This is a genomic window from Dietzia sp. SYD-A1 (genome assembly GCF_015356725.1).
Classification (GTDB): domain Bacteria; phylum Actinomycetota; class Actinomycetes; order Mycobacteriales; family Mycobacteriaceae; genus Dietzia.
In genome coordinates, this window is sequence record NZ_JADDKI010000077.1 from 1 (window position 1) to 23,738 (window position 23,738).

At 69.1% G+C, this 23,738-nt stretch carries 22 protein-coding genes and 1 riboswitch; of the genes, 9 read left to right on the forward strand and 13 right to left on the reverse strand.

Going from position 1 to position 23,738, the window contains the following annotated elements; genetic code table 11:
• On the forward strand, nucleotides 1-1,148 hold a 1,148-nt coding region (locus tag IY392_RS03985), incomplete at its 5' end, for a PASTA domain-containing protein (RefSeq protein ID WP_194860571.1).
• A 55-nt stretch (nucleotides 1,149-1,203) separates the two neighbouring features.
• On the opposite strand, the gene IY392_RS03990 is transcribed toward IY392_RS03985, so the two are convergent.
• The 5 genes from IY392_RS03990 to IY392_RS04010 are packed head-to-tail and all read right to left on the reverse strand — an operon-like array spanning nucleotide 1,204 to nucleotide 5,279.
• Nucleotides 1,204-2,610: a class II 3-deoxy-7-phosphoheptulonate synthase gene (locus IY392_RS03990; RefSeq protein ID WP_107756202.1), complete on the reverse strand. Its 1,407-nt coding sequence runs from the start codon at nucleotides 2,608-2,610 to the stop codon at nucleotides 1,204-1,206.
• A 35-nt stretch (nucleotides 2,611-2,645) separates the two neighbouring features.
• Nucleotides 2,646-3,143 carry a polyadenylate-specific 3'-exoribonuclease AS gene (locus tag IY392_RS03995; RefSeq protein ID WP_107756201.1) on the reverse strand — a complete coding sequence of 166 codons (498 nt, stop codon included), beginning with the start codon at nucleotides 3,141-3,143 and terminating at the stop codon, nucleotides 2,646-2,648.
• A gap of 5 nt (nucleotides 3,144-3,148) precedes the next feature.
• Complete coding sequence (locus IY392_RS04000; protein ID WP_231750529.1) at nucleotides 3,149-3,883, reverse strand: 1-acyl-sn-glycerol-3-phosphate acyltransferase; 735 nt, start codon at nucleotides 3,881-3,883, stop codon at nucleotides 3,149-3,151.
• A 50-nt stretch (nucleotides 3,884-3,933) separates the two neighbouring features.
• Nucleotides 3,934-4,803: a hypothetical protein gene (locus IY392_RS04005; protein ID WP_231750528.1), complete on the reverse strand. Its 870-nt coding sequence runs from the start codon at nucleotides 4,801-4,803 to the stop codon at nucleotides 3,934-3,936.
• 14 nt (nucleotides 4,804-4,817) lie between these two features.
• Nucleotides 4,818-5,279 (reverse strand): SRPBCC family protein, encoded by a 462-nt coding sequence (locus IY392_RS04010; RefSeq protein ID WP_107756199.1) that lies wholly within the window; start codon nucleotides 5,277-5,279, stop codon nucleotides 4,818-4,820.
• Nucleotides 5,280-5,422: 143 nt separating this feature from the next.
• Here IY392_RS04010 and IY392_RS04015 point away from each other — a divergent pair, with 143 nt between their 5' ends.
• Complete coding sequence (locus IY392_RS04015) at nucleotides 5,423-7,222, forward strand: long-chain fatty acid--CoA ligase (RefSeq protein ID WP_107756198.1); 1,800 nt, start codon at nucleotides 5,423-5,425, stop codon at nucleotides 7,220-7,222.
• A 45-nt stretch (nucleotides 7,223-7,267) separates the two neighbouring features.
• On the opposite strand, the gene IY392_RS04020 is transcribed toward IY392_RS04015, so the two are convergent.
• The 4 genes from IY392_RS04020 to IY392_RS04035 all read right to left on the reverse strand — a co-directional run bounded on the left by IY392_RS04020 (nucleotide 7,268) and on the right by IY392_RS04035 (nucleotide 10,766).
• Nucleotides 7,268-8,401: a glycosyltransferase family 4 protein gene (locus tag IY392_RS04020; protein ID WP_194860572.1), complete on the reverse strand. Its 1,134-nt coding sequence runs from the start codon at nucleotides 8,399-8,401 to the stop codon at nucleotides 7,268-7,270.
• 52 nt (nucleotides 8,402-8,453) lie between these two features.
• Nucleotides 8,454-9,581: an NlpC/P60 family protein gene (locus IY392_RS04025; protein WP_194860573.1), complete on the reverse strand. Its 1,128-nt coding sequence runs from the start codon at nucleotides 9,579-9,581 to the stop codon at nucleotides 8,454-8,456.
• Between the two features lie 177 nt (nucleotides 9,582-9,758).
• Entirely contained in the window at nucleotides 9,759-10,373 is a 615-nt protein-coding gene (locus tag IY392_RS04030; protein ID WP_107756197.1) for a C40 family peptidase, read from the reverse strand.
• 13 nt (nucleotides 10,374-10,386) lie between these two features.
• A riboswitch (cyclic di-AMP (ydaO/yuaA leader) is annotated at nucleotides 10,387-10,534 on the reverse strand.
• Between the two features lie 79 nt (nucleotides 10,535-10,613).
• Complete coding sequence (locus tag IY392_RS04035) at nucleotides 10,614-10,766, reverse strand: hypothetical protein (protein ID WP_228548991.1); 153 nt, start codon at nucleotides 10,764-10,766, stop codon at nucleotides 10,614-10,616.
• 255 nt (nucleotides 10,767-11,021) lie between these two features.
• On the opposite strand from IY392_RS04035, the gene IY392_RS04040 reads away from it, so the two are divergent.
• Nucleotides 11,022-12,674 carry a DEDD exonuclease domain-containing protein gene (locus tag IY392_RS04040; RefSeq protein ID WP_194860575.1) on the forward strand — a complete coding sequence of 551 codons (1,653 nt, stop codon included), beginning with the start codon at nucleotides 11,022-11,024 and terminating at the stop codon, nucleotides 12,672-12,674.
• On the opposite strand, the gene trpD is transcribed toward IY392_RS04040, so the two are convergent.
• Nucleotides 12,655-13,719 carry an anthranilate phosphoribosyltransferase gene (trpD, locus tag IY392_RS04045; RefSeq protein WP_194860576.1) on the reverse strand — a complete coding sequence of 355 codons (1,065 nt, stop codon included), beginning with the start codon at nucleotides 13,717-13,719 and terminating at the stop codon, nucleotides 12,655-12,657. The two genes, IY392_RS04040 and trpD, sit on opposite strands and share 20 nt — an antisense overlap.
• A gap of 283 nt (nucleotides 13,720-14,002) precedes the next feature.
• Between trpD and IY392_RS04050 the strand changes: the two genes are divergently transcribed.
• The 4 genes from IY392_RS04050 to IY392_RS04065 are packed head-to-tail and all read left to right on the forward strand — an operon-like array spanning nucleotide 14,003 to nucleotide 18,358.
• Entirely contained in the window at nucleotides 14,003-14,614 is a 612-nt protein-coding gene (locus IY392_RS04050) for a heme-copper oxidase subunit III (protein ID WP_182610021.1), read from the forward strand.
• A 56-nt stretch (nucleotides 14,615-14,670) separates the two neighbouring features.
• Nucleotides 14,671-15,555: a c-type cytochrome gene (locus IY392_RS04055; protein WP_194860577.1), complete on the forward strand. Its 885-nt coding sequence runs from the start codon at nucleotides 14,671-14,673 to the stop codon at nucleotides 15,553-15,555.
• Nucleotides 15,552-16,742 (forward strand): ubiquinol-cytochrome c reductase iron-sulfur subunit, encoded by a 1,191-nt coding sequence (locus tag IY392_RS04060; RefSeq protein WP_194860578.1) that lies wholly within the window; start codon nucleotides 15,552-15,554, stop codon nucleotides 16,740-16,742. The genes IY392_RS04055 and IY392_RS04060 overlap by 4 nt, the downstream gene beginning before the upstream one ends.
• Nucleotides 16,739-18,358 (forward strand): cytochrome bc complex cytochrome b subunit, encoded by a 1,620-nt coding sequence (locus IY392_RS04065; protein WP_194860579.1) that lies wholly within the window; start codon nucleotides 16,739-16,741, stop codon nucleotides 18,356-18,358. The genes IY392_RS04060 and IY392_RS04065 overlap by 4 nt, the downstream gene beginning before the upstream one ends.
• Nucleotides 18,359-18,466: 108 nt before the next feature.
• Here the strand turns inward: IY392_RS04065 and IY392_RS04070 are convergent, their stop codons facing one another.
• Nucleotides 18,467-20,050, reverse strand: a complete 1,584-nt coding sequence (locus tag IY392_RS04070) for an FAD-binding protein (RefSeq protein WP_194860580.1) — start codon at nucleotides 20,048-20,050, stop codon at nucleotides 18,467-18,469.
• A 145-nt stretch (nucleotides 20,051-20,195) separates the two neighbouring features.
• Here IY392_RS04070 and IY392_RS04075 point away from each other — a divergent pair, with 145 nt between their 5' ends.
• Together IY392_RS04075 and IY392_RS04080 are read left to right on the forward strand one after the other, a co-directional pair.
• Nucleotides 20,196-20,720, forward strand: a complete 525-nt coding sequence (locus IY392_RS04075; protein WP_194860581.1) for a DUF3253 domain-containing protein — start codon at nucleotides 20,196-20,198, stop codon at nucleotides 20,718-20,720.
• A 127-nt stretch (nucleotides 20,721-20,847) separates the two neighbouring features.
• Nucleotides 20,848-22,005 carry an acyl-CoA dehydrogenase family protein gene (locus IY392_RS04080; RefSeq protein WP_107756191.1) on the forward strand — a complete coding sequence of 386 codons (1,158 nt, stop codon included), beginning with the start codon at nucleotides 20,848-20,850 and terminating at the stop codon, nucleotides 22,003-22,005.
• An 87-nt stretch (nucleotides 22,006-22,092) separates the two neighbouring features.
• Here the strand turns inward: IY392_RS04080 and IY392_RS04085 are convergent, their stop codons facing one another.
• Together IY392_RS04085 and IY392_RS04090 are read right to left on the reverse strand one after the other, a co-directional pair.
• Entirely contained in the window at nucleotides 22,093-22,509 is a 417-nt protein-coding gene (locus IY392_RS04085; protein WP_031264481.1) for a cytochrome c oxidase subunit 4, read from the reverse strand.
• Nucleotides 22,510-22,545: 36 nt separating this feature from the next.
• Entirely contained in the window at nucleotides 22,546-23,664 is a 1,119-nt protein-coding gene (locus tag IY392_RS04090) for a cytochrome c oxidase subunit II (protein ID WP_194860582.1), read from the reverse strand.
• Between the last annotated feature and the right edge of the window lie 74 nt (nucleotides 23,665-23,738).

Genomic DNA, 23,738 nt, shown 5'->3' on the forward strand with positions numbered 1-23,738 from the left:
CCGACATCCCCTGCACCGCCGGGACCCACCATGCCCGGGGTGAGGTCGAACCGCTCGCCGACCGGGCACCTGTCCGTCCGCGCCGCAAGCTCGGCCTGCTCTGGCTGCTGGTCGTGCTCGCACTCGCCATCGTGCTGGCCGTGGCCGGATGGTGGCTCGGGTCCGGCCGATTCGTCACCGTCCCGGCGGTGCAGGGGATGTCGGTGGGCCAGGCCACAGACGCCGTGAACGCGGTCGGGTTGGCGGCCACCACCCGTGACGCGTTCAGCAACGACGTGCCCCGGGCGGGACTGGTCGGAACCGACCCCGAGGCGGGGGCCCGCGTCCCCCGCGGTGACCCGGTGGCGGTCCTGGTCTCCGTGGGACGGCCGGTCGTGCCCGAGGTGGGCGCCGGACGCGACGTCGACACCGTCTCGGCCCTGCTGCGGGAGAACTCGCTCGAACCGGTCCGCGGCGGGACCGAGCACTCCGACTCGGTCCCGGTCGGGCAGGTGGTGGCTCTGGAGCCACGGTCCGGGACCACCGTCGACGTGGGGACCAGGGTGTCGATGGTGACCAGTTCGGGACCGGCTCCGGTGAGCGTCCCCGATGTCGCGGGCCTCGAGGAGGACCAGGCCCGGGCCGCGCTGGAGGGATCCGGGCTCACCGTGTCTGAGGTCCGCCGGGTCTACGACGACGAGGTCGACGGCGGGCTCGCCGTGGGCACAGACCCCGATGTCGGATCGGACGTGGCCCGTGGGGACGGCGTGACGCTGCTGGTCTCCAACGCCCTCACCGTCCCCGACATCAGGGACGTACCGGTGGACGAGGCCACCGACGTACTCACCAGGGCCGGTTTCACGATCGTCCGCCAGCCGCCCGTCACCGACCGCCGCATTGCCGACGGTCGGGTGGTCAGCACCGACCCCCCCGCCGGCCGGAGGCTGGATCCCGCCAACGCCGTGCTGCGGATCGTCCCGTCCGACGCGGTGACCGTCCCCGTCGTCCTGGGGGCCCGGGCCTCCGACGCCCGGCAGACCCTCCGCGACGCCGGGCTCGAGCCCGTCCTCGACTCGGGGTCGCCGGGCGGGATCGTCTACGGCCAGAACCCGCTGCCCGGGCGGGTCGTGGCCCGGGGCAGCGAGGTCGAGATCGACGCACTGGGCTGAGTCCTCCGGACCCGAGGCCCCCCGGGCCCCGTCAGGGACCCGGTCCGGACGCGGCTCAGTGGCGGAGCATCTCCGCGACCAGGTAGGCCAGTTCGAGAGACTGCTGCGTGTTGAGTCTCGGGTCGCAGGCGGTCTCGTACCGTCCGGCGAGGTCGAGATCCGAGATGTCCTGGGCGCCTCCCAGACACTCGGTCACGTCCTCGCCCGTGAGCTCGATGTGGATCCCGCCCGGGTGCGAACCGAGCGCGTGGTGGACCTCGAAGAAGCCCTGGACCTCGTCGATGATCCGGTCGAAATGCCGGGTCTTGTAGCCGTTCGACGTGGAATGGGTGTTGCCGTGCATCGGGTCGCACTGCCAGATGACCTTGTGGCCCGACGCCTCGACGGCCTGAACGATCGGTGGGAGGGCGTCCCTGACCTTGTCGTTGCCCATACGGGAGACCAGGGTCAGACGCCCGGGTCGGTTGCGCGGATCGAGTTTCTCGACGTACTCCACCGCGAGTTCCGGGGTCGTGGAGGGGCCGATCTTCAGTCCGATCGGGTTCTCGATGAGCGAGGCGAAGGCCACGTGGGCGTCGTCGATCCCGCGGGTGCGCTCCCCGATCCACAGGAAGTGTGCCGAGAGGTCGTACAGCCCCTGCTGCGCGTCGCCCGTGAGTCCCGTGCCGTCGTCGGCCAGGCGTAGCATCGCGCGCTCATAGTCCAGGACCAGCGCCTCGTGGGAGGAGAAGATGTCCGCCGACCGCAGGTTGTGGTCGGCGACCCCACAGGCGTCCATGAACCGCAGGCCGCGATCGACCTCCGCGGCGAGGGCCTCGTATCGCGCGCCCGCAGGGGAGCCGGCGACGAACTCCATGTTCCATTCATGAACGCGGTGCAGGTCCGCCGTCCCCGACGCCGTCAGCGACCGGACCAGGTTCATGGCCGCGGCGGCGTTGGCGTAGGCCCGGACCAGTCGGGACGGGTCGTGCTCACGAGTGGTCTCGTCGGCGTCGAACCCGTTGACCATGTCCCCGCGGTAGGACAGCAGGCCGGTGGCGTCCCGATCGGCGGAGCGCGGCTTGGCGTACTGGCCGGCGATCCTCCCGACCTTGACCACCGGCATGGAGGCGCCGTAGGTCAGGACCACGGACATCTGGAGGAGCGTGCGGATCACGCCCTTGATGTGCGGCTCGGTGTTGGCCTCGAAGGTCTCCGCGCAGTCCCCGCCCTGGAGGAGGAAGGCGCGGCCGTGCGCGACGTCGGCCAACCGGTCCGAGAGGTGCTCGACCTCCGAGGCCACACAGATGGGGGGCACACTCTCGAGGACCTTGCGCATCGCCGCAGCGTGATCGGGATCCCACGACGGCTGCTGCAGCGCGGGTCGCGACAGTGCGTCCGCCAGCAGTCGATCGAGGTCCGCCGAGAGCGGGGGGAGGTCGGGAAGCTGCGCGATGTCGACGTCGACTGTCCAGTTGCTCACCCGGCGAGGATACGCCACCGGCAGCGTCGCAGACCTCAGAGGCCCAGGTGGGGTGCTGTCGCGGCGATCGCCCGGAACCTCATCGCCGCATGACGCGCATCACCGAGAGCGTCATGGGCTCCGCCCGGGTGTACGGGCAGTTCCGGTTGCCCGGCCAGCTCCCACAGCTGGCGCACATCCCGGGTGAGTCTCGGCATCGCCGCCGGGAGCTCGGTCATGTCACCCCAGAGCTGGCACACGGCGACGTGGTCGTACGCGCCGATCCATGCCCACAGCTCCACCGGGCCGGAGGCCGGCGCGGTGACGAAGTCGTACAACTCGTCGCGGATCGCCGCGCGCGACCTCCACGCCGCCGACGAGGGATTGGGGAGTTTCGGCAGGACGTTGCGTCTGACCCATGGCCCGGCCTTCGCCGGGTCGAACTCCGTGGAGACCGCGTAGAACTCACGTCCGTCCTCGGCTACCACCCCCACCGAGACCAGGTCGATGGTGGTGCCGTCCTCGATGAACTCACAGTCGTAGAAGTAGCGCACCGGCGTCAGCGCTGCCCCTCGACGGGAGTGTCGAGAAGGTTTCGTCCCGACTTCCGGACCGCCTCGTAGCGCTTCTTCATCTCCGCACCGTAGACGTCCGGAACATACTCCTGACCCGTCAGCGCCTGGATACGCCGCATGAACTCGTCGGTGATCTCGCGCTCGGCCACGCGGTCCCCCTCCCGACCGGCCCACGGCGTCAGGTCGAGGGGTTCCCCGATCATCACGCGGACCGGAGTCCGGCGATGCGGTCGGGTGACCTTGCGGATGTAGTCACCCGTACCGACCACCCCCACCGGGATGATCGGGACCCCGGCGCGCAGCGCGAGCCGGGCCGGCCCCGTCTTGCCCCGGTACAACCGCCCGTCCGGGGTGCGGGTGCCCTCCGGGTAGACGCACAGGATCTGCCCCGAGGACAGGACCTCCATGCCCGCGTCGAGGGCCGCCTGCGCGGCGTCCGCGTTGGTCCGGTCGATCGGGTACTGGCCGGTCCCGGCGAAGAACCACCGGCTGAGGGCTCCGCGTATCCCGCTGCCCGTGAAGTAGTCGCTCTTCGCCAGGAAGGTGACCCGCCGGGGAAGGAGCAGCGGGGTGAACAACCAGTCGCCCACGGACTCGTGATTCCCCACCAGGACCGCTGCCCCGTTCGCCGGGAAGTTCTCCTCGCCGGTGAGGACCGTCCGACTGGTCATCCGCAGGAAAGGCCCGATGATCACGTACTTGAACAACCAGTACAGCACCTGGGGTCACCGGTCTTTCTCATGGTTGGGGAGGTCGACGAAAGCGGATACTACCCGGATCGGCCCGCGAATCCGGACGGGACGAGATTCGGTGGCCAGAGCTCCGGATCCGGGACGAATCCGGCGACCACGGCACCCGCCACCGGATCGTGGTGCGACGCGACGAGGGTGCACCGGGACAGCAACGCGGGAAGGCGCAGCACTGTCCGGAGGCCGTTGAACTCCAGCCGGAGACCGCCGCTCTCGACCGAGGGCGGAGTCGTCGGCGGGGCGGGCACCGGCAACTCCGCCCGGTAGCCACCGTTGCCGTCCGCGGACACGACGGGGGTGACCGCACCGCGGGCGAGTGTCGCCAGAGCCGCCGTGCGGTCCGGAGCACCGCCGGCGACGATCACCTCGACCGGCCCGGCGAGGAACGTCGAGACCTCCCCGGCCAGGAGGGACAACCGGTGCGCCTCGCGGGTCCGGGCGTCGGCACGGTCCCCGGCCGCCATGGACGCGAACCGGACATGCGCGGGCCACCGGGACTCCACGAACCCGGCGAGCTCCCCCGCTGCGGAAAGCCTGCGGACGGCCGCGAGATCACCGTCGAGGTCGACCATCACCACATCCCACACCCCCGCGGCAGCCGCACGCCGGGCGTACTCCCATCCCAGTACTGCCGCGAGGGGGGCGTCGCTACCGGTGGCGAGGGCCGCGAGCACCTCGTCCTCCGGGTCCACGGCCCCCGATGTGTACGCCTCGAGTCTCGCGGTGGCGTCGTCTGCGCGGACCTCCACGGGCCCCTCGTCGGTCGTGTCCAGTCGGGGATCGACCGAACCGGGATCCCCGGTCAGGATGAGAGCGGTTCCGCCGGCGTCCAACAGGAAATCCGCCATCGCCGCGGACCTGTCCGCCGGGTCGCCCCCCAGAACGATCACGACCCTCGACCCGGTCACCTCGACTCGGCCCGGCGCTTGAGTTCACGGAGTGCCTCGGAGAGGATCCGCCGCTCGGCCCGGTCGCGGAGCCGACCGATCACCGGCACCACGAGCTCGATCTCCAACTCGTAGTCGACCCGGGTGCCGCCCTCGACCGGCTCGAGCCGATAGGAGCCCTTCTGTGCCCGCTGGAGCGTCGAACTCTCGAGGCGCCACTCGACGGCCCTGTCGTCCGCCGACCAGGAGTAGACGAGGACGTAGTCATCGACGATCGCACCGGCCTCCAGCGCGAACCGGACGCGGTCTGGCCGACCGTCCGCGCCGACCGAGAGGACCTCGGCGACCCGGATCGACGTGGACCATTCCGGATACGAGTCGAAGTCCGAGATGACGGCCATCACGTCCTCGACCGTCGCCTCGATGACCGTGGAGTCGCTGGTCGGCCACACCTCGGGGGCGCCGTTGTCCTCACTCATATCCCCAGCTTCACATATCTCCCGCCGGGATGCGCCCTCCGGCTGACGCCCGGGCGCACGGGTGGCGTGGATGCCGTCCACCCCCGGGGATAGTGTGTCCTCACCGCGATTAGACCATCGATCGTCTCCACCAGGAGGACCCTTTGCGCGAATACGTCGCCGCCCCCGCCACTTTCACCGTCCCCGAAGACTGGTCCTGTGCCCAGGCGGCGTACGACCGGGCGGAGCGGACTCCGGACAACGTGGCCTTCCAACGCCCGGTCGACGGACGGTGGACCGACGTCACCAACCGGGAGTTCGCCGACACGGTCCGCCTGGTTGGTCGGGGCCTGGTCGCCCGCGGGATCGGGGCCGGGGACAGGGTCGCCCTCCTGTGTTCGACGCGATACGAGTGGAACGTGATCGATTTCGCGATCTGGGCGGCGGGCGCGGTCACGGTACCCGTCTACGACAGTTCGTCCGCGGAACAGATCCGCTGGATCATGGAGGACTCGGGCGCCCGGCTCATCATCGTCGAGAAGCAGACCCACGCCGCGACCACCCGCGAGGGGATCGCCGACCTGGAGGGGTCCCCCGACGTCCTGGTGATCGAGGGCGAGAGCCCCGCGTTGGACCTGCTCGTCGCCGGGGCGACCGACGTCGCCGACGCGGTGCTCGACGAACGTCGCGCCGCGGTGAGCGCGGACGCCCCCGCGACGTTGATCTACACCTCCGGCACCACCGGACGACCCAAGGGGTGCATGCTCACCCACCGGAACTTCATGTCCGAGACCCTCGCTGTCCTCGAGACCCCGTTCAACCAGTACCTCCGGCAGGACGCGACCACGGTCATGTTCCTTCCCCTGGCCCACGTGCTGGCCCGCGCCATCACCTACGCGGGGTTCCACGCCGGCGTCCGGATCGCCCACTCGTCGGACCTGACGAATCTCGTGGACACGTTCTCCGAGATGCGGCCCCATTACATCCTGGCCGTCCCGCGCGTGTTCCAGAAGGTCTTCAACAAGGCCCAGGCCACCGCCCAGGACGGCGGTGCCTTCAAGGCGTGGATGTTCGACAAGGCCACCGACACCGCCGTCGCCTACTCCAAGGCCAACCGCGGTGGGCGGGTCGGGCCACTGCTCAGGCTCCGCCACGCGCTGTTCGCCAGACTCGTCTACGCCAAGCTCGTCGCTGCACTGGGTGGACGCTGCGAGATCGCCATCTCGGGTGGCGCGCCGCTCGGCGAACGCCTGACCCACTTCTTCGACGGCATCGGTGTCAACATCTTCGAGGGGTACGGACTCACGGAGACCTGCGCGGCGATCGCGGTCAACACCCCCGGCAAGATGCGTATCGGGACCGTCGGCCAGCCACTGCCCGGATGCGCGGTCCGGATCGCCCCGGACGGCGAGGTCGAGGTGAACGGCCCGGTGGTGACCTCCGGCTACTGGCGCAATGAGCGTGCGACCGCCGAGGCCTTCTCCGACGGCTGGTTCCGGACCGGGGACCTCGGATCGCTGGACGAGGACGGCTACCTGACCATCACCGGCCGCAAGAAGGAGATCATCGTCACCGCGGGCGGCAAGAACGTCGCTCCGAACCAGCTCGAGGACGCGCTCCGGGCGGACCCGCTCGTCGCCGAGGCCGTGTGTGTGGGCGACGGGAAGCCGTTCATCTCGGTGCTGATCACCCTCGACCCCGAGGCACTGGACCGGTGGAAGGCCCACCACCACAAGACCGGGTCCCTGTACGAGCTGCTGCGGGACGCGGACATGATCGAGCATCTCGACCAGGCGCTGTCCCGGGCCAACAGCACCGTCTCCCATTCGGAGGCCATCAAGAAATACCACGTCCTCCCCGATCAGTTCACCGAGGAGACCGGTGAACTCACCGCGTCGCTCAAGGTCAAGCGGAACGTGGTGCACCAGAAGTTCGCAGCACAGATCGAGGATCTCTACACCTGACGTCCGAGACTCGATCCACGCCCGGATCGGGACTCGATCGGGAAGCTAGTCCCCGGAGAGCACTCGCCGCATGTTGCGGGCGAGGTCTTCCCAGCGCCAGGAGTCGAGAACCCAGGTGCGTCCGCGGACACCCATCGACGACGCGCGTGGCCGGTCCGAGAGCAGACCGGCCACGGCGTCGACGATCTCGCCCGTCGAGGTCCCGTCCACCACGAGCCCGGTGGTCCCGTCCAGGACCGTCTCCGGGGCGCCACCACTCCGGCCGGCCACGACTGGGACGCCGCAGGCCGAGGCCTCCAGATACACGATCCCCAGCCCCTCCACGTCGAGTCCCCCACCCCGCGTGCGGCAGGGCATGGCGAACACGTCCGCCATCCGGTGGTGATCGACGATCTCGTCCGCCCGGATCCGGCCGGTGAAGATCACCCGGTCCGTCACCCCGTGCCTGCGCGCCAGACCCTCCAGCGTCCGCCGGTACGGGCCACCCCCGACGACGACGAGGACCGCTTCCGGGACGCGGCGGGCGATCTCGGGCAGAGAGCGGATGAGCGCGTCCTGTCCCTTTCGCGGGACGAGGCGGGAGAGACACACGATCACCTCACGGTCCGCCACCCCGTAGCGCTCGCGGATCGCCCGCCGCCGCACGGGATCGGGCCGGAACCTGTCCGTGTCGACCCCCCCGGGCTGGTGCATGAGCCTCGCGTGCGGGCCGAACGCCGCCGCGAGGCGTCGCCTCGTGTACTCACTCACGTAGGTGACGGCGTCCGTGGACTCACCGATCATCCTGAGCACCTGGCGCGAACCCGGCAGCATCGACCACCCCACCTCGTGACCGTGGGTGCTGGCGACGATGCGGGTGACGGGCCCCTCCCGCAGGACGGGTGCCATGGCGGCCAGCGGTGCTGCCGCACCGAACCACACCGTGCTCGCCCCGAAGTCCGAGGCCAGTCGCCGGGCACGCTTCGCGAGATCCGGTGTGGGCAGCAGCATCTCCGTCGGGACCCGCTCGACCAGATAGGGGCGGGAGTCGTCGTACTCGATCGAGTCCCGGCCCCGGAACGTCGAGGCGAGGACCGCCACGTCCTCCGGGTCCAGGTGCGCCAGATAGGTCTCCAGGTACGACTGGATACCACCGGGCCGCGGCGGATAGTCGTTGGTGATCAGCAGGGTCTTCGTCATCACGTCCGAGACTGCCACACCGCCCGGGGATCGCCTGCCCGGCGCCCACGCGTCAGTAGCGACGGACCCCGCTGATCGGCATCGCGTCGACCTTCTCGAGCTTGACCGGCACCCCGTAGGTCGGCGCGTGGAGGACGAGTCCGTCGCCGGCGTACATGCCGACGTGGGTCGCACCCGCGTAGTAGATGACGAGGTCTCCGGGTTGGATGTCCGGCATCGCGACGGGCGCCCCCGCCACCGCCTGCGCCTGACTCGACCGGGGAAGCGTCTTGCCCTCCTGCGCGTACGCCCACACCATGAGGCCGGAGCAGTCGAACTCGGACGGTCCGGTCGCCCCCCAGGAGTACGGGGAACCGATCCGGGTGAGGGCCACGTTCAGGGCGGCCGTGTTGACCCCGTCGATCGCCGGGGCGACGTACCCCGGGGGCACCAGGGGGCCGCCGGCCCAGAGTGCACGCTGCGCGTCGGAGAGAGCGTCCACGCGACGTCTCACCTCGTCGATCCGCACTCTCATCTCGTCCGACCGCTGATCGAGGTCATCCGCTCGTCGCTGGGCGTCACGCGCCGAGGCGCGCGCGGCTTCCGACGCGAGATCCGCCTCCACCCGGAGACGGGCGGCCTCCGCTGAGGCGGCGCGCGAGGCGCCGAGCGCACTGGTGGTGGCGCCGGAGAGCCGCTGCAGGGTACCGATCCGGTCGACCAGGTCTCGGGGGCTCTCGGCGAGGACGGCGGCCCGGGTGGCACCGGTATCGCCCCCGCGGTAGCGGAGAGTCGCGAGTCGATCGACGAGCGACTGGTCGCGCGACGCCCCCAGATCGGCGACGGCGGCGAGTCCGGCGGCAACTCCGGCCTCGCGCTCGCGTCGCTGCCGTTCGGCGTCGGCCCTCTCCAGATCCGCCCGCGCCAGGTGCAGTTCCTCCCCGAGTGCGCCGGCCTCCGCGGACAGCCTCGCCAGCTCGACCAGGTCCTCACCGGTGGCCTGGCCTGACGAGGCGGATCGTTCCGGCGCGGTGTCCTGGGGCGGGCCCGTCGTACCGGTGCTCTCGGCCCCGGCCGGGCCCGCCGTCCCGGGATCCACGGTCTGGGCCGACACCGTCTGGGCCGGCACCATCACTCCGCCGGAGCCCAGGAGGGCGAAGGCGGCAACGGTGAGGGCGATCGACCGGGCTCTCTGGGTCATGGGCAGATGCGGCATTCTCGGATCATGGTTCGGAGACGGACGGAGCACGACGGGGGCGGTGGAATGCACCGTGGTCGGGATGGTCGTTGTCGAGATAGTACAGACGACGAACCCCGCCGACACCGGTTACGTGACCGGGGATCGGCGGGGTCCGCTGGAGCGCGTGTGCGGGGCGACTCAGTAGTAGCGGGTCGCACCATAGAACGGCATGGAATCCAGCGGCGCGTAGCTCACCGAGGTGCCGGAGTACGGGGCGTGCACGACCTGGCCGTTGCCGGCGTAGATTCCCACGTGGCTGGCGCCGCTGTAGAACGCGACGATGTCCCCGGGCTGCAGGTCGGCCTTGGCGACCTGGGTGCCGCCGCCGATCTGGGCCTGGCTGGTACGCGGGATGGAGATCCCCGCCTCCTTGTACGCCCACGAGGTCAGGCCGGAGCAGTCGAACGAATTGGGGCCGGTGGCGCCCCAGGCGTAAGGCGAGCCGACGCGGGTGCTCGCGGCGTCGAGGATGCGCTGGCCGGTGGAGATCTCCGGCGCCGGGGTGGCGAACTCGACGGGGGCGGCCTGGGCTGCCGCGACCGGGACGAGGCCGGCCGGCAGGGCGATGCCCTCTGGGAGATCGACGGTGACCTGTGCGGGCACACCGGGCAGACGCAGTTCGACGGGTACGTCGACGGTCACCGGTGCGGCGGCCGCGGTCCCGGCGCCTGCGACGGCGGCGCCTGCAGCGAGCAGTCCTGCGGTGGCGACACGGCGCCCGGTCGAGCTGGCCTTGATGCTGTGGGCTCCCACGAGAGTGATTTCCTCTTTCTTCCTGGACACCGACCGGGTTAGCTGACGGGTTCGGACACGGAAGTCTGTCCTACGCCCCGGCCTCTCGGCCGTCGGGCGATTCACCCCAGTGGAACGTGGTTCCCCGGTGCGCCGCGGTGGCGCTTTGGTGGCGACCCCGGCCCCCACCGGTGGGCGGGTGATGACTTCCGAGGTCTCGAAAAGGTTACGAAACCATCTCGCCGAAGTCCAGCCCATCCGCTAGGCGGCCGTTTCAGCGCCCACGATCTCCAGGGTCGAGACCAGCCCGAGCGCCATGAGCACCTCGATCGCCGAACGCACCTCGGGCTCGAGAACATACCCACACGACTCCTCGGATAGTGCATCTGCCTGCACTTCCTCGGACAGAATCACGGAGACGACACAGTCCTCGCACCCGCTCGGCCGGGCCGGACACCGCGAGCAGTCCATCGAGAACATGATCTACATCACACTCCGTCCTGGGCGTGTTGCCCATTCGTTACCAGGCCGCGATTTGCGGCTCGGGGCAGACCGTAACGGCCGGGTACGACACCCCACCCCTACGACACCCATCCCCTGTGACGACGGACGGCGGACGGAGGGGTGCGTCGGACGTCCGTGTCGGACCGGATCGTTACCGTGTGCGCCATGCCCTGCCCCCCGACTCGAGAACTGGTCCGCACCCCGGGGACCACGGGGGTCCAGGCCGCCTTCGACGAGCTCGAGCCGATGCTCTCCGAGGTGACGTTCGTCGTCGTCGACCTGGAGACCACCGGTACCCGGCCGGGAACGGATGAGATCACCGAGATCGGCGCGGTCCGGGTACGGGGTGGGGAGGTCCGGGCCGAGCTGTCCACCTTCGTCTCCATCACCGGCTCGCTGCCGGCCCACATCAGCAGGCTCACCGGGATCGCGCCCGTCGATCTCGTCGGGGCCCCTGCACTCGGTGAGGTGATGGCGACGTTCCTGGAGTTCTCCCGCGGCGCCGTACTGGTCGCCCACAATGCCCGGTTCGACCTCGGATTCCTCCGCGCGGCCGCCGAGTCGACCGGCCACCCGTGGCCCGATCCCCCGTCGGTGTGCACGCTCACGCTGGCCCGGCGCATCCTCCATCGGGGCGAAACCCGTGGGCACCGCCTCGGCGAACTCGCCTCCCATCTGGGATCCACAGTCGAGCCGAACCACCGGGCGCTCCAGGACGCCCGCGCCACCGTCGACGTCCTTCACGCACTGATCTCCAGGGTCGGTGACTGCGGGGTGTCGACGCTCACCGAGCTCCGTTCCTACGACGGACGCCTCGCCCCCGCGGTCCGGCGCCGGGCCAATCTGACCGAGACGCTCACCACCGGCCCCGGGGTCTACCTGTTCCGGGACGCGTCGGGCGGCGCGCTGTACGTGGGGTCGTCCATATCGGTCCGGCGCCGAGCCCGCTCCTACTACTCCGGAGCTGATCCACGCGGCAGGATGCGGACGATGGTCGGCCTCGCCGAGAGCGTCGAGTCGGTGCCGTGCGCACACCTCCTGGAGGCGTGGACCGTCGAGGAGCGGCTCATCGATTCTCTCCAGCCGCCCTACAACCGGCGGTCCAGGTCTCCGCGCCGAGGGTGGTGGCTCTCCCCTCCCTCGGGACGTGCGATCCGGGGGCACGTCACCCGGACCCCGGAACACCCGTTCGCCCTCGGACCCTTTCGGAGAACCGAGGACGCCAGGGCCGCGTGGCTGGATCTGGCGGAGGCCACCGATTCGCCACCCGGCGCCGAGGAATGGGAGGCGCTGGTCACCGGCCGGGACTCCACGGCCGTCAGGGCGATGATCGACCGGGTCGACTCGCTCGCCGCGGGTGGAGCCTTCGAGCGCGCGGCCCGGCTGCGAGATCGCGCGGCGGCACTGATCCGGACCCTCACCCGGCACCAGGAGCTCTCCTCCACCGCGGGTCTACGCGAACTGGTCCTGGCCCAACCCGGTCCCGGGCGCACCTGGGCGGTGGCGGTCGTGCGTCACGGGCGCCTCGCCGGTTCGGGAACGGTGCCCGCCGGAGCAGCACCACTGCCCGTGATCGACTCGCTCAGGGCGGGCGCCACGACCGTGCAACCCGGCCCCGGGCCGTTCGCCGGAGCCAGCGCCTCGGACATCCGCAACGTGCACAGGTGGATCGATTCCGGACCCACCCGCATCGTGTCGGTCACGGGGTGCTGGACCCTGCCCGTCGGCGGTGCCCACACACTCGCGGAGTGGGCGGATCGAGCCGAGCAGGCGGCGTCGACGAGCGGTCGAGCGGGTGTCAGGACCGGGCGGCACTGAAGGCCGCCCACCTGTCCAGGAGTCGGGCGGCCTCGCCGTCGTCGACCGCCTTCGCGGCGCGCTCCACTGCCGACCTCATCGCCGGCACGAGGTCCGCACCCCGCTCGAGACCGTCGAACGCCACCAACGCCGCCGCGGAGTTGAGCAGCACCGCGTCCCTGACGGGACCTCTCACTCCCGACAGGAGCTCCCGGGCCACCGCCGCGTTGTGTCTCCCGTCGCCCCCGCGCAGTTCCTCGATCGCGCACGTGGCCATCCCGAAGTCCCCGGGCGCGATCTCGTCCTCGTCCACGTGGCCGTCTGCCACCCGCAGCACGCGGGTTGTTCCGGTCATCGTGATCTCGTCGAGGCCATCGGAGCCACGCACCACCAACGCCGATCTACCGCGGAGCGCGAACACCTCCGCCATCACGGTCATGAGACGGTCGAAGGCGCACCCGATGAGGTTGGCCGCGGGGGCCGCGGGGTTGGTCAGGGGACCCAGGATGTTGAAGACGGTCGGGATGCCGATCTCCCGCCGTGGCGCGGCGGCGAAGCGGAGGGCGGGATGGAACACGGGGGCGAAGCAGAAGGCCACACCCACCTCGTCGACACACCGGGCGACCTCCTCCGGGCCCAGGTCGATCGCCACCCCGAGAGCCTCGAGGACGTCGGCCCCTCCGCTCTTCGATGACGCCGCACGATTACCGTGCTTGACCACGGGCACTCCGCAGGCGCTCACGACGAGGGCGGACATGGTGGAGATGTTCACCGTTCCCTGCCGGTCCCCGCCGGTCCCGACGATGTCGACGCAGGGCCGGGAGGTCGGCACGCGACGCGAGTAGTCGAGCATCGTGGAGGACAGGGCGTCCAGTTCCGGACCCGTGACACCCTTCATGTCGAGCGCGACCCCGAACGCCGCGATCTGCGCATCCGTCGCGAGGCCCTCCATGATCCGGGACATCGCCCAGCGGGCGTCCGCCGGTTCCAGGTCCTCACCCGCCGTGAGCGTGCCGAGTACCCCGGGCCAGGACCGGCCCTCGTCGAACGCTGCAGAACTCCCCACGTGTCCCGACCTCTCTCCCTGGATCCCGGCGGTCCGTCACCGTCCGACCGCACAGTGACAATCGTGCCACCAGCCGCGTCGTCGGTGCCCGCGGACTCCCGTCACGGGACCCGTTCCCCCAGCCGCAGAAGAGCCTGAGAAGGCCCTGATACCCCTGCACGGGGTGCGTCCCCTGACGGGTTACCGGGGAGTTCTAGGAACGACCTGCGAAAACGCTGTGGGGACACGCCGAAATCGGGGGTCCCTGCAGCCTCCGCCCACCTCAGGGGTCATACTTGGCCTCGTGACGAGCGCAGTGGATAACTCAGGATCGGCAATGGCTCAGCGCGTTCATTCGCTGAACCGGCCGAACATGGTCAGTGTGGGCACCATCATCTGGTTGTCCCAGGAGTTGATGTTCTTCGCGGGGCTGTTCGCGATGTACTTCGTCTCCAAGGCGAACTCGGGAGGTGACTGGCCCTCCTACCCGACGCACCTCAACGTCCCGTTCGCCCTGACTATCACGGCGATCCTCGTGGCGTCCTCGGTTACCTGTCAGATGGGCGTCTTCGCCGCCGAGCAGGGTGACGTCTTCGGTCTCCGTCGCTGGTACATCATCTCGGCCCTCATGGGCACGGTCTTCCTCATCGGTCAGGCCTACGAGTACGTCATGCTGTACCTCGAGGGCACCACGATCTCGTCCAGCGTCTACGGGTCCGTCTTCTTCATCACCACCGGTTTCCACGGCCTCCACGTGGCGGCCGGCGTCCTGGCGTTCGTCGTCCTCGTCATGCGGACGACCATGTCCCGGTTCACTCCCGCCCAGGCCACGGCGGCCATCGTCGTGTCGTACTACTGGCACTTCGTCGACGTGGTCTGGATCGGCCTCTTCGTCACCATCTACTTCATTCAGTAGTCAGCTGGCCGCAGGACGCTGCGTCCAGCAGGTCCCAACTCCAAAGGGAACTCATAATGAACTCACCTCACCCACCCGCTGCGGACACGCCGTCGCCGGAGCCCGCGGTGAATCCGGCTCGTCCGGCCTCGTCGAAGCGTCGCCGCAAGGCGACCGGCGCGCTCGTCATCGCCGCCGGTCTCCTCGGCGCCGGGGCCATCGCCACGGCCGTCGTTCCCGAGCCCCAGGTCGCGACCGCCCAGCAGGACCAGGCCGCGCTCATCGCCGAGGGCAAGTCGATCTACGACGTCGCGTGCATCACCTGCCACGGCCAGAACCTGCAGGGTGTCGAGGACCGCGGTCCGTCGCTCGTCGGGACGGGCTCGGGCGCGACCTACTTCCAGGTCCATTCCGGTCGTATGCCGCTGGCCTACAACGGGGCCCAGGCCGAGCGCAAGAAGCCGCGCTACAGCGAGCACCAGATCATCGCGCTCGCGGCGTACGTCCACCTCTTCGGCGGCGGTCCCGAGATCGTCTTCGATCCCGACGGGTCGATCGCCCAGGGGTCGCTGCGCGGTGCCTCGGGCGAGGCCCGCGCCGAGGAGATCGCGCGCGGTTCCGAGCTCTTCCGCCTCAACTGCGCCTCCTGCCACAACTTCACCGGTCGCGGCGGAGCGCTGTCGGCGGGCAAGTACGCCCCCATCCTCGACCCTGCCAACGAGCAGGAGATCTACCAGGCGATGCTCACCGGTCCGCAGAACATGCCCAAGTTCTCGGACCGTCAGCTCACGCCTGACGAGAAGAAGGACATCATCGCCTTCATCAAGGACACGGACTCCAAGGTCTCGCCCGGCGGCTACGCGCTCGGCGGACTCGGCCCCGTGACCGAAGGTGTGGCCATCTGGCTAGTCGGCATCGTCGCCCTCATCGGTGCGACCCTCTGGATCGGATCCCGTTCATGAGTGAGACCCCCAAGAACCCGTCCCCCGCGGACCTCGACCGGATGAGCGACGCCGAGCTCGTCCGGTTGGGAACCGAACTCGACGAGGTCGACGTCCGATTCCGCGAGAACCGGTGGCCGGACGGTGTCACCACGCGATCCGAGAAGCGTGCCGCACGAGTCGTCACCACCTGGTTCGCACTGTCCGCGGTCCTCGCGCTCGCCTTCGCCGTCATCTACATCGCCTGGCCCTGGGAGTACCGCGGCCAGGGCGAGGACGGCTACTGGCTCTACATGGTGTACACGCCCCTCCTCGGCCTGACGATCGGCCTGTCGATCCTCTTCCTGGGCTTCGGTGCGGTGCAGTTCACCAAGAAGTTCATCCCCGAGGAGATCTCGGTCCAGACCCGTCACGACGGCCCGTCGGAGGACATCGACCGCCGGACCCTCGTCGCCCTACTCAACGACTCCTGGAAAACCTCGACCCTGGGTCGCCGCAAGGTCATGGGCGGCTTCCTCGGAGCGAGCGTCGCCCTCATCGGTCTGTCCGCGATCCTGCCGCTCGGTGGCATGGTCAAGAACCCGTGGCGCCGTGGGGAACTCACCATCGCCGGAGACGGCACCCTGCACACCACGGGGTGGACCCTCGCGTCCGACACCCGCCCGGACGGACTCCCGGCCGAGAAGGTGTACCTCGGTCGCGACACCGGCAAGGTCTACCCGGACGGCCATCCCCCCGCGGGAGAGGGGCGCCTCGAGCGCATCCAAGTCGAGGACCTGGCGGCCGGTGGATTCGAGTCCGTGTTCCCGCTTCCCGCGAGCGCCCTGGGCGACTTCGAGGAGCACATGCACTCCATCCACGGCGTGCGCAACTCGGTCATGCTGATCCGTTTCCGCCCGGCGGACGCGGCCCGGGTGATCAAGCGCAAGGGCCAGGAGAACTTCAACTACGGCGACCTGTACGCCTACTCGAAGATCTGCACGCACCTCGCCTGCCCCACCTCACTGTACGAGCAGCAGACGCACCGCTTCCTCTGCCCGTGCCACCAGTCGCAGTTCGACGCGCTCCAGTACGCGAAGCCGGTCTTCGGCCCCGCCGCGCGCGCACTGCCGCAGTTGCCCATCGCGGTTGACAACGAGGGTTACCTCGTCGCCAACGGTGACTTCATCGAGCCGGTCGGACCTGCCTTCTGGGAGCGTCGTTCATGAGTAACAACACCAAAATCGCCGCGGTCGGCAATGCGCTCGACTCGCGGTACACCATGGCCAAGGGCATGCGCCGGCAGATCAACAAGGTCTTCCCCACGCACTGGTCGTTCCTCCTGGGCGAGATCGCCCTGTACAGCTTCGTGATCCTGCTGATCTCGGGCGTGTACCTCACCCTCTTCTTCGACCCGTCGATGTCGAAGGTGATCTACCAGGGCGCCTATGCCCCGCTCAACGGCATCGAGATCTCCCGGGCCTACGAGACCGCGCTCAACATCTCGTTCGAGGTGCGTGGCGGGCTCTTCGTCCGGCAGATCCACCACTGGGCGGCGCTGCTCTTCGTCGCCTCGATGGTGGTCCACATGATCCGCATCTTCTTCACCGGTGCGTTCCGTCGCCCGCGTGAGGCCAACTGGGTCATCGGTTGCGTGCTGCTGCTCCTGGGCATCGTCGAGGGCTTCCTCGGCTACGGTCTGCCGGACGACGTCCTGTCGGGCACCGGCCTCCGCATCACCTCCGCGATCATCGTGGGTCTGCCCGTGATCGGAACCTGGATGCACTGGATGATCTTCGGCGGGGACTTCCCCGGCGATCTCCTGATCCCGCGCTTCTACATCCTGCACGTGCTGATCATCCCCGCCATCATCCTGGCGCTCATCGCCGCGCACCTCGCGTTGGTCTGGTACCAGAAGCACACGCAGTTCCCCGGGCCCGGCCGCACGGAGAACAACGTCGTCGGCGTCCGCATCCTCCCGGTCTTCGCGGTCAAGTCGGTCGCGTTCGGCGCCATCACCGTCGGCATGCTCATGCTCTTCTCGGGCATGTTCACGATCAACGCCATATGGAACCTGGGGCCATACAACCCATCCCACATATCGGCCGGCTCGCAACCCGACTGGTACATGTTGTGGACCGAGGGCGGCGCGCGAGTGATGCCCGCGTGGGAGATCTACCTGGGCAACTACACCATCCCCGCGGTGCTCTGGGTCGCCGTGATGCTCGGCGCGATGGTCGTGATCATGTTCCTGTACCCGTGGATCGAGGCCAAGCTCACCGGCGACACCGCGCATCACAACCTGCTCCAGCGTCCGCGCGACGTGCCGGTTCGTACCGCGGCCGGTGTCATGGCCATCACGTTCTACGTGATCCTTGTGTTGATGGGATCCAACGACCTCATCGCCTATCACTTCAACATCTCACTGAACGCCACCACATGGGCGGGACGGATCGGCCTCATCCTTCTGCCGCCGCTCATGTACTTCTTCACCTACCGGCTCTGCCTGGGCCTCCAACGGGCCGACCGGGAGGTTCTGGAGCACGGAATCGAGACCGGCATCATCATGCGGATGCCGCAGGGCGAGTTCGTCGAGGTCCACCAGCCGCTCGCGGGGGTCGACGAGCACGGACACGCGGTGCCGCTCGAGTACGCCGGTGCCAAGGTGCCCACGAAGATGAACCAGCTCGGTGCCGCCGGTCGCCCCCCGCGTGGTGCGCTGACGGCGGACCCGGCCGACGAGGTCCACATGCTCGACGAGTCCGAGCACGGCAAGCACGACCGGGAGCACTCGATGCTCACCACGTTGCAGGAGGAGAACCGTACTCGTCGCCACGAGTACTGATCCTCCGACGACATACGACAGCGGGCCGGGCCTCCGACAGGAGGATCCGGCCCGCTGTCGTTTCCTCTCGTCGCCGTTTCCGGGGAGCTCGGCTGAAGGGAGCTCGGCTCAGGGGGCGACGGCGAACGGATCCACCGGGATCGACTCGCCGGCCATGTCGGCGACAGCCCGGAAGGCCATCGTCATGCCCGACCCCAGGGGTACGCCGGGGCCGGGGTACGCCTCACCTGACACCGACGCCGAGGAGTTGCCCGCGGCGTACAGGCCCGGGATCGGGGCGCCGTCGGTATCCAGCACGGCGCCGTGGTGGTCGGTCACCGCGCCCCCCTTGGTGCCCAGATCCCCGAGGACGAGCCGTACGGCGTGGAAGCGCTCGCCCTCGAGTGGCCGCAGGCACTCCTCAGGTGACGACGCACCGAGGAAGAAGCGGCCGTAGGGATCCTCACCCCGACCGAAGTCATCGTCCTGTCCACGGGCGGCGAAGCCGTTGTACCGTGCGACGCTCTCCCCCAGGACGACCTCGTCGACGCCGATGGCCTCCGCCAGTTCCCCGATCGATCCGGCGGTGCGCCAGAGACCGGCCTCGCGATGCTGATCGGGATCGGGGCCGGGGACGCAGATCGCCGGGTACCCGCCCGCCTCGACGTCGTCGAAGACGAACCAGAACTCCTCGCCGGCACCGTCGTCCATCCGAGCGCGCATGCGCCGGCCCATCTGGTCGTACGGCAGGAGTTCGTCGGCGAATCGCCGGCCGGTGCCGTCGACGATGATCCCGGAACGGAAACCGAGCGTGAACGCGGCGCGACCGTTCGGGAACAGCGTTGCCGGGCACCACCACGACTGGTCCAGCAGGTCCAGTCGGGCTCCGGCCTCGTCGAGCATCCGGACGGCGTCACCGGTGCCGGTATCCGGGTGGGATGCCGACCACGCGGCGGTCGGCATCCGCTGCCACCGACGTCGCAGCTCCGTCGACCGCTCGAAGCCGCCGGCGGCCACGAGTACACCGCGCCGTGCCCCGATCGACCGCGACCCCGAGCCGTCGCGCACCTCGACCCCCACCACCCGCCCCTCGTCGTCGCGGAGGAGATGCTCTGCCGCCGTCGACAGCCGGAGCTCCGCGGCCTCCATGTCGTCCAGCGCCAGGACGAGCCGGGCCACCCAGGCGCGGCCACCCTCCACTCTGGTGGGGTGCTCCGGGATACCGAACTGGTCCGACGGGACCGAGGCGCGGATGTCACCGGCGCGCCCGCCGAGCTCGTCGACGGGGATCGGCTTGGGGTAGATGCTCCGGCCCATCTGCTGGCGACCGGGTGCGTCGAAGTAGTCCGGGAACGCCTGGAACCGCATGGGGATGTCCAGAGAGTCCAACAGATGGTCGACGACCATCGGGCCGGTGTTGAGGTACGCGTCCTGGAGGTCCGGGGCGGTCCGGTCGCCCACCACGGCGCGGAAGTAGGTCCGGCCCGCCTCCACCGAGTCCTCCACCCCGTCGCGCGCGAGCACCCGGTTGCCGGGCAACCACACCGCGCCTCCGGAGTACGCGGACGTCCCGCCGAAACGATCCGTCTTCTCGACCAGGCACGTCGCCATGCCGCGGGAGGCCGCCACGGCCGCCCCGAAGAGGGCCGCGACGCCCGAACCCACCACGACGACATCGAACTCCGTCTCGACCGTACTGTCCTGCTCCGCCACGGGCTCTCCTCGTCTCGTCGTCACCGGGACCTCCGACCGGCGATCGGCGTTTCTAGAACACGTTCTACGATAGCGGGACGACCCCGCCCGCGCGGCGAATGACCGGACCCGTGACACCCCGACGACGGGCGGGCATGATCGCGGTGTGACGGACAACCAGGTCGACCACACCGATGACGGCCGATATATCGTGGTCAAGGGACGACGGTGGCGGGCCACCGATCCCTCGATCCCGGACACGCTGAGGACAGAGTTGGTCTCCGCGCTCATGACCGGCCGCCGACTCGTGAAGTCCGACGGCGACGCCGCGCGGGTGATGGTGCAGGATGCCAAGGTAGCCCTGGGCGAGCGGGGCGACCCCTGGTGGGAGCCCACCGAGCAGGGCACGCGGGACCGGTTGGCCGCGACGATCCGGACACTTCTGCGCTCCCGGGGCGAGAGCTCGATCTGTCCCAGCGACGCCGCCCGCGCCGTCGGCGGCGACGACTGGCGAGAACTCATGGCGACGGCGCGGGAGGTCGCGCTGGACCTGCGCGCGGACGGCGTGGTCGCCGTGACCCAGCGGGGCGAGGTCGTCTCCGACACCGATCTACGTGGACCCATCCGCATCGTCGCCGGGGACGCACTCGGCTTCCGGCCACGCCCGGGCGGCACCTCCCCGGCGCCGTGAAGCTACCAGCGGGTAACCCTCGCCGTGCCGCCGTTCACGGCCTTGTACGATCAGGTTCGGTAGGAGACATTCACCTCATCGGCCCGTCCCCCTCTCATGGCGGGTCGTCCAATGGAAAGGCACACCCTTGCGCCGCACAGTGTTCAACGAAGACCACGAGGCCTTCCGCCAGACAATTCGCGCCTTCATCGAAGCGGAGGTGTCCCCGCACTTCCAGGAGTGGTTCGACGCGGGCATGGTGCCGCGTGAGTTCTACTACAAGCTCGCCGACCTCGGCGTCTTCGGCATCAACGTCGACGAGGAGTACGGCGGAGCCGGGATCAACTCGCACAAGTTCGAGGCCATCCAGTCCGAGGAGACCGCCCGCGCCGGCGTGAACTTCGGCGGGTCGGGCGTTCACGTCCTGCTGGGCCTGCCCTACATCAAGGCACTGGCGACCGACGAGCAGAAGCAGCGGTATCTGCCCAAGTTCGTCTCCGGCGAGGAGATGTGGGCCCTGGCCATGACCGAACCGGGGACCGGCTCGGATCTCGCGGGCATGAAGAGCACCGCGAAGCTCTCCGAGGACGGCACGCACTACGTACTCAACGGCGCCAAGACCTTCATCACCGGAGGTGTCCACGCCGACCGCGTGATCGTCTGCGCCCGGACCGCTCCCCCCCGGGAGGACGACCGTCGCTTCGGGATCTCTCTCCTGGCCGTCGACACCTCGCTCGAGGGTTACTCCGTGGGACGCAAGCTGGACAAGGTCGGCCTGAGGACCTCCGACACCGCGGAACTGGCCTTCAGCGACGTCAAGGTCCCGGTGGAGGACCTGCTCGGCGAGGAGAACCGTGGCTTCTACTACCTCGGGCAGAACCTGCCGTCCGAGCGCTGGGGTATCGCCTACGGGGCGTACGCCCAGGCCGCTGCCGCCGTCCGCTTCGCCAAGGAGTACACCCAGCAGCGCACGGTCTTCGGCAAGGAGGTGGCTTCGTTCCAGAACACCAAGTTCGAGCTGGCCGCCTGCCAGGCCAAGGTCGACGCCGCGCAGGCCGTCGCCGACCGGGCGCTCGAGGCACTCGACGAGGGAGAGCTGACCGCGGCGGAGGCCGCATCCGCCAAGCTGTTCTGCACCGAGATCGCGGCCGAGGTCATCGACCGTTGTCTCCAGCTGCACGGAGGCTACGGGTTCATCAACGAGTACCCGATCGCCCGACTGTACACGGACAACCGGGTCAACCGGATCTACGGCGGGACCAACGAGGTCATGAAGACCATCATCGCCAAGGACATGGGACTGTAGCTCCCCCCGCAGGGACTCGCCGGTACGACGAGGCCCCCACCGCGCGACGCGGTGGGGGCCTCTGACCGGTTTCCGGCCGGCGCCGGATCAGTGCTTCTCGCGACCCCAGTGGTACTCGAAGACCAGCGCACAGGCGGTGATGATCAACGCGGTCGCGCCCGCGAGCAGGACCCACCAGTTCCAGAACGCCGCGCCGAAGCCGGTGATCATCACCGAGGCGGCGACGAAGAACGGCCAGAAGCTGTGCGGGCTGAAGAATCCGAGCTCGCCGGCGCCGTCCGAGATCTCCGCCTCTTCGTAGTCCTCGGGGAGCGTGCTGATGCGTCGCGCCACGAACCGGAGGTACCCGCCGATCAACAGGCACAGACCGGCGGAGAGCACCAGCGAGGTTGCGCCCACCCATTCGATACCGGTTCGCGAGGTGCCCGTGAGGTAGGTGTACGCGACCGCCAGGATGGCGAGGAAGACCACCAGTCCGTCGAAGATTCTTACTGTTGCGTTCATCGTGCAGGAGCCCTTCGCGTGATACCGGGAGAGACGTTAGTTAGCGGACGCGTTCTCGATGATGTTGTTCTGGTCGCGGGTATCGCTGCGGCCGGTCTTGAACGGCGCCGTGGAGGTGGAGTAGGGCGCCTCACCGATCGACGCGAGCGCCTCCGCGTTGGACGCGGTCGGGTTGTCCTGGCGGAACTGGATGTACTCCGCGAAGGCCTCCGGCGACACCGCCCTGAGCTCGAAATTCATCATCGCGTGGTACGCGCCGCACATTTCGGCACACCGTCCGACGAAGGCGCCCTCACGCTCGATCTCCGCGATCTGGAACATGCTCAGCTGCTGGTTCTGGCCGGGGTGCGGCATGACGTCGAGCTTGTAGATGAACTCGGGGATCCAGAAGGAGTGGATCACGTCGGCCGCCGCGAGGCGGAACTCGACGCGGGTTCCGGTCGGCAGTACGAGCACCGGGACCTCTTCGGAGGTGCCGACGGTCTCGATGTTGTTGAAGTGGAGGTACGACTTGTCCTCGGCGAGGCGACCGTGGATCGGACCGCCGGCGGCGGGCTCCCCGTCGTGACCGAGGGCCATACGCTGCTCGTCCGAGAGAACACCGGCCTCCTCGGCCGCACGCTGGGCCTCCTCGTTGGTGCCGTCCTCGATGGACACACCCGCGACGTCGACCTTGTTGTACCCGAACTTCCAGTTCCACTGGAACGCGGTGACGTCGACCTTGACGCCGACCTCTTCCTCCGGCCGGAGGTCGAGGACCTTGTTCTGCGTGATGACGGTGAAGTAGAAGAGCACCGAGATGATCACGAACGGCACCGCCGTGTAGACCAGCTCGAGCGGCACGTTGTACGCGGTCTGACGCGGGAACTCGCCGTCGTCGTTCTTCCTCTTGCGGTGGAAGGCCATGGTCCAGAAGATGAGGCCCCACACGAAGAAACCGACGACAAGCGAGGTGATGACGGTGATAGTCCAGAACTCCCTGATGGCGATGCCCTCGGGCGTGATCCCGTTGGGGAACCCGAAGTTCATGGTCTGGTTCCACCATTTGTTGTCGGTGTGGAGGCTGCAACCGGACAACACCAAGCCCAATGTGCCGAGCGACACCGCGAGTGCAGCCCTGCGCGTCCGACGACGCCCGTCACGCTGTTCCACCATCACGCCTTCCTGATCAGCGGCACCGACCACGTGGCCGGGACACTTAGGAATCGTAGACCACGGCTCTCAGTTTG

What these genes read in the sequence shown, in the direction of transcription:
- IY392_RS04020 (WP_194860572.1), bottom strand. Translation starts at nt 8,401, where the DNA reads ATGACGAAGACCCTGCTGATCACCAACGACTATCCGCCGCGGCCCGGT.
- IY392_RS04055 (WP_194860577.1), top strand. Translation starts at nt 14,671, where the DNA reads ATGAACTCACCTCACCCACCCGCTGCGGACACGCCGTCGCCGGAGCCC.
- IY392_RS04010 (WP_107756199.1), bottom strand. Translation starts at nt 5,279, where the DNA reads ATGAGTGAGGACAACGGCGCCCCCGAGGTGTGGCCGACCAGCGACTCC.
- IY392_RS04060 (WP_194860578.1), top strand. Translation starts at nt 15,552, where the DNA reads ATGAGTGAGACCCCCAAGAACCCGTCCCCCGCGGACCTCGACCGGATG.
- IY392_RS04090 (WP_194860582.1), bottom strand. Translation starts at nt 23,664, where the DNA reads ATGGTGGAACAGCGTGACGGGCGTCGTCGGACGCGCAGGGCTGCACTC.
- IY392_RS04040 (WP_194860575.1), top strand. Translation starts at nt 11,022, where the DNA reads ATGCCCTGCCCCCCGACTCGAGAACTGGTCCGCACCCCGGGGACCACG.
- IY392_RS04025 (WP_194860573.1), bottom strand. Translation starts at nt 9,581, where the DNA reads ATGACCCAGAGAGCCCGGTCGATCGCCCTCACCGTTGCCGCCTTCGCC.
- IY392_RS04065 (WP_194860579.1), top strand. Translation starts at nt 16,739, where the DNA reads ATGAGTAACAACACCAAAATCGCCGCGGTCGGCAATGCGCTCGACTCG.
- IY392_RS04085 (WP_031264481.1), bottom strand. Translation starts at nt 22,509, where the DNA reads ATGAACGCAACAGTAAGAATCTTCGACGGACTGGTGGTCTTCCTCGCC.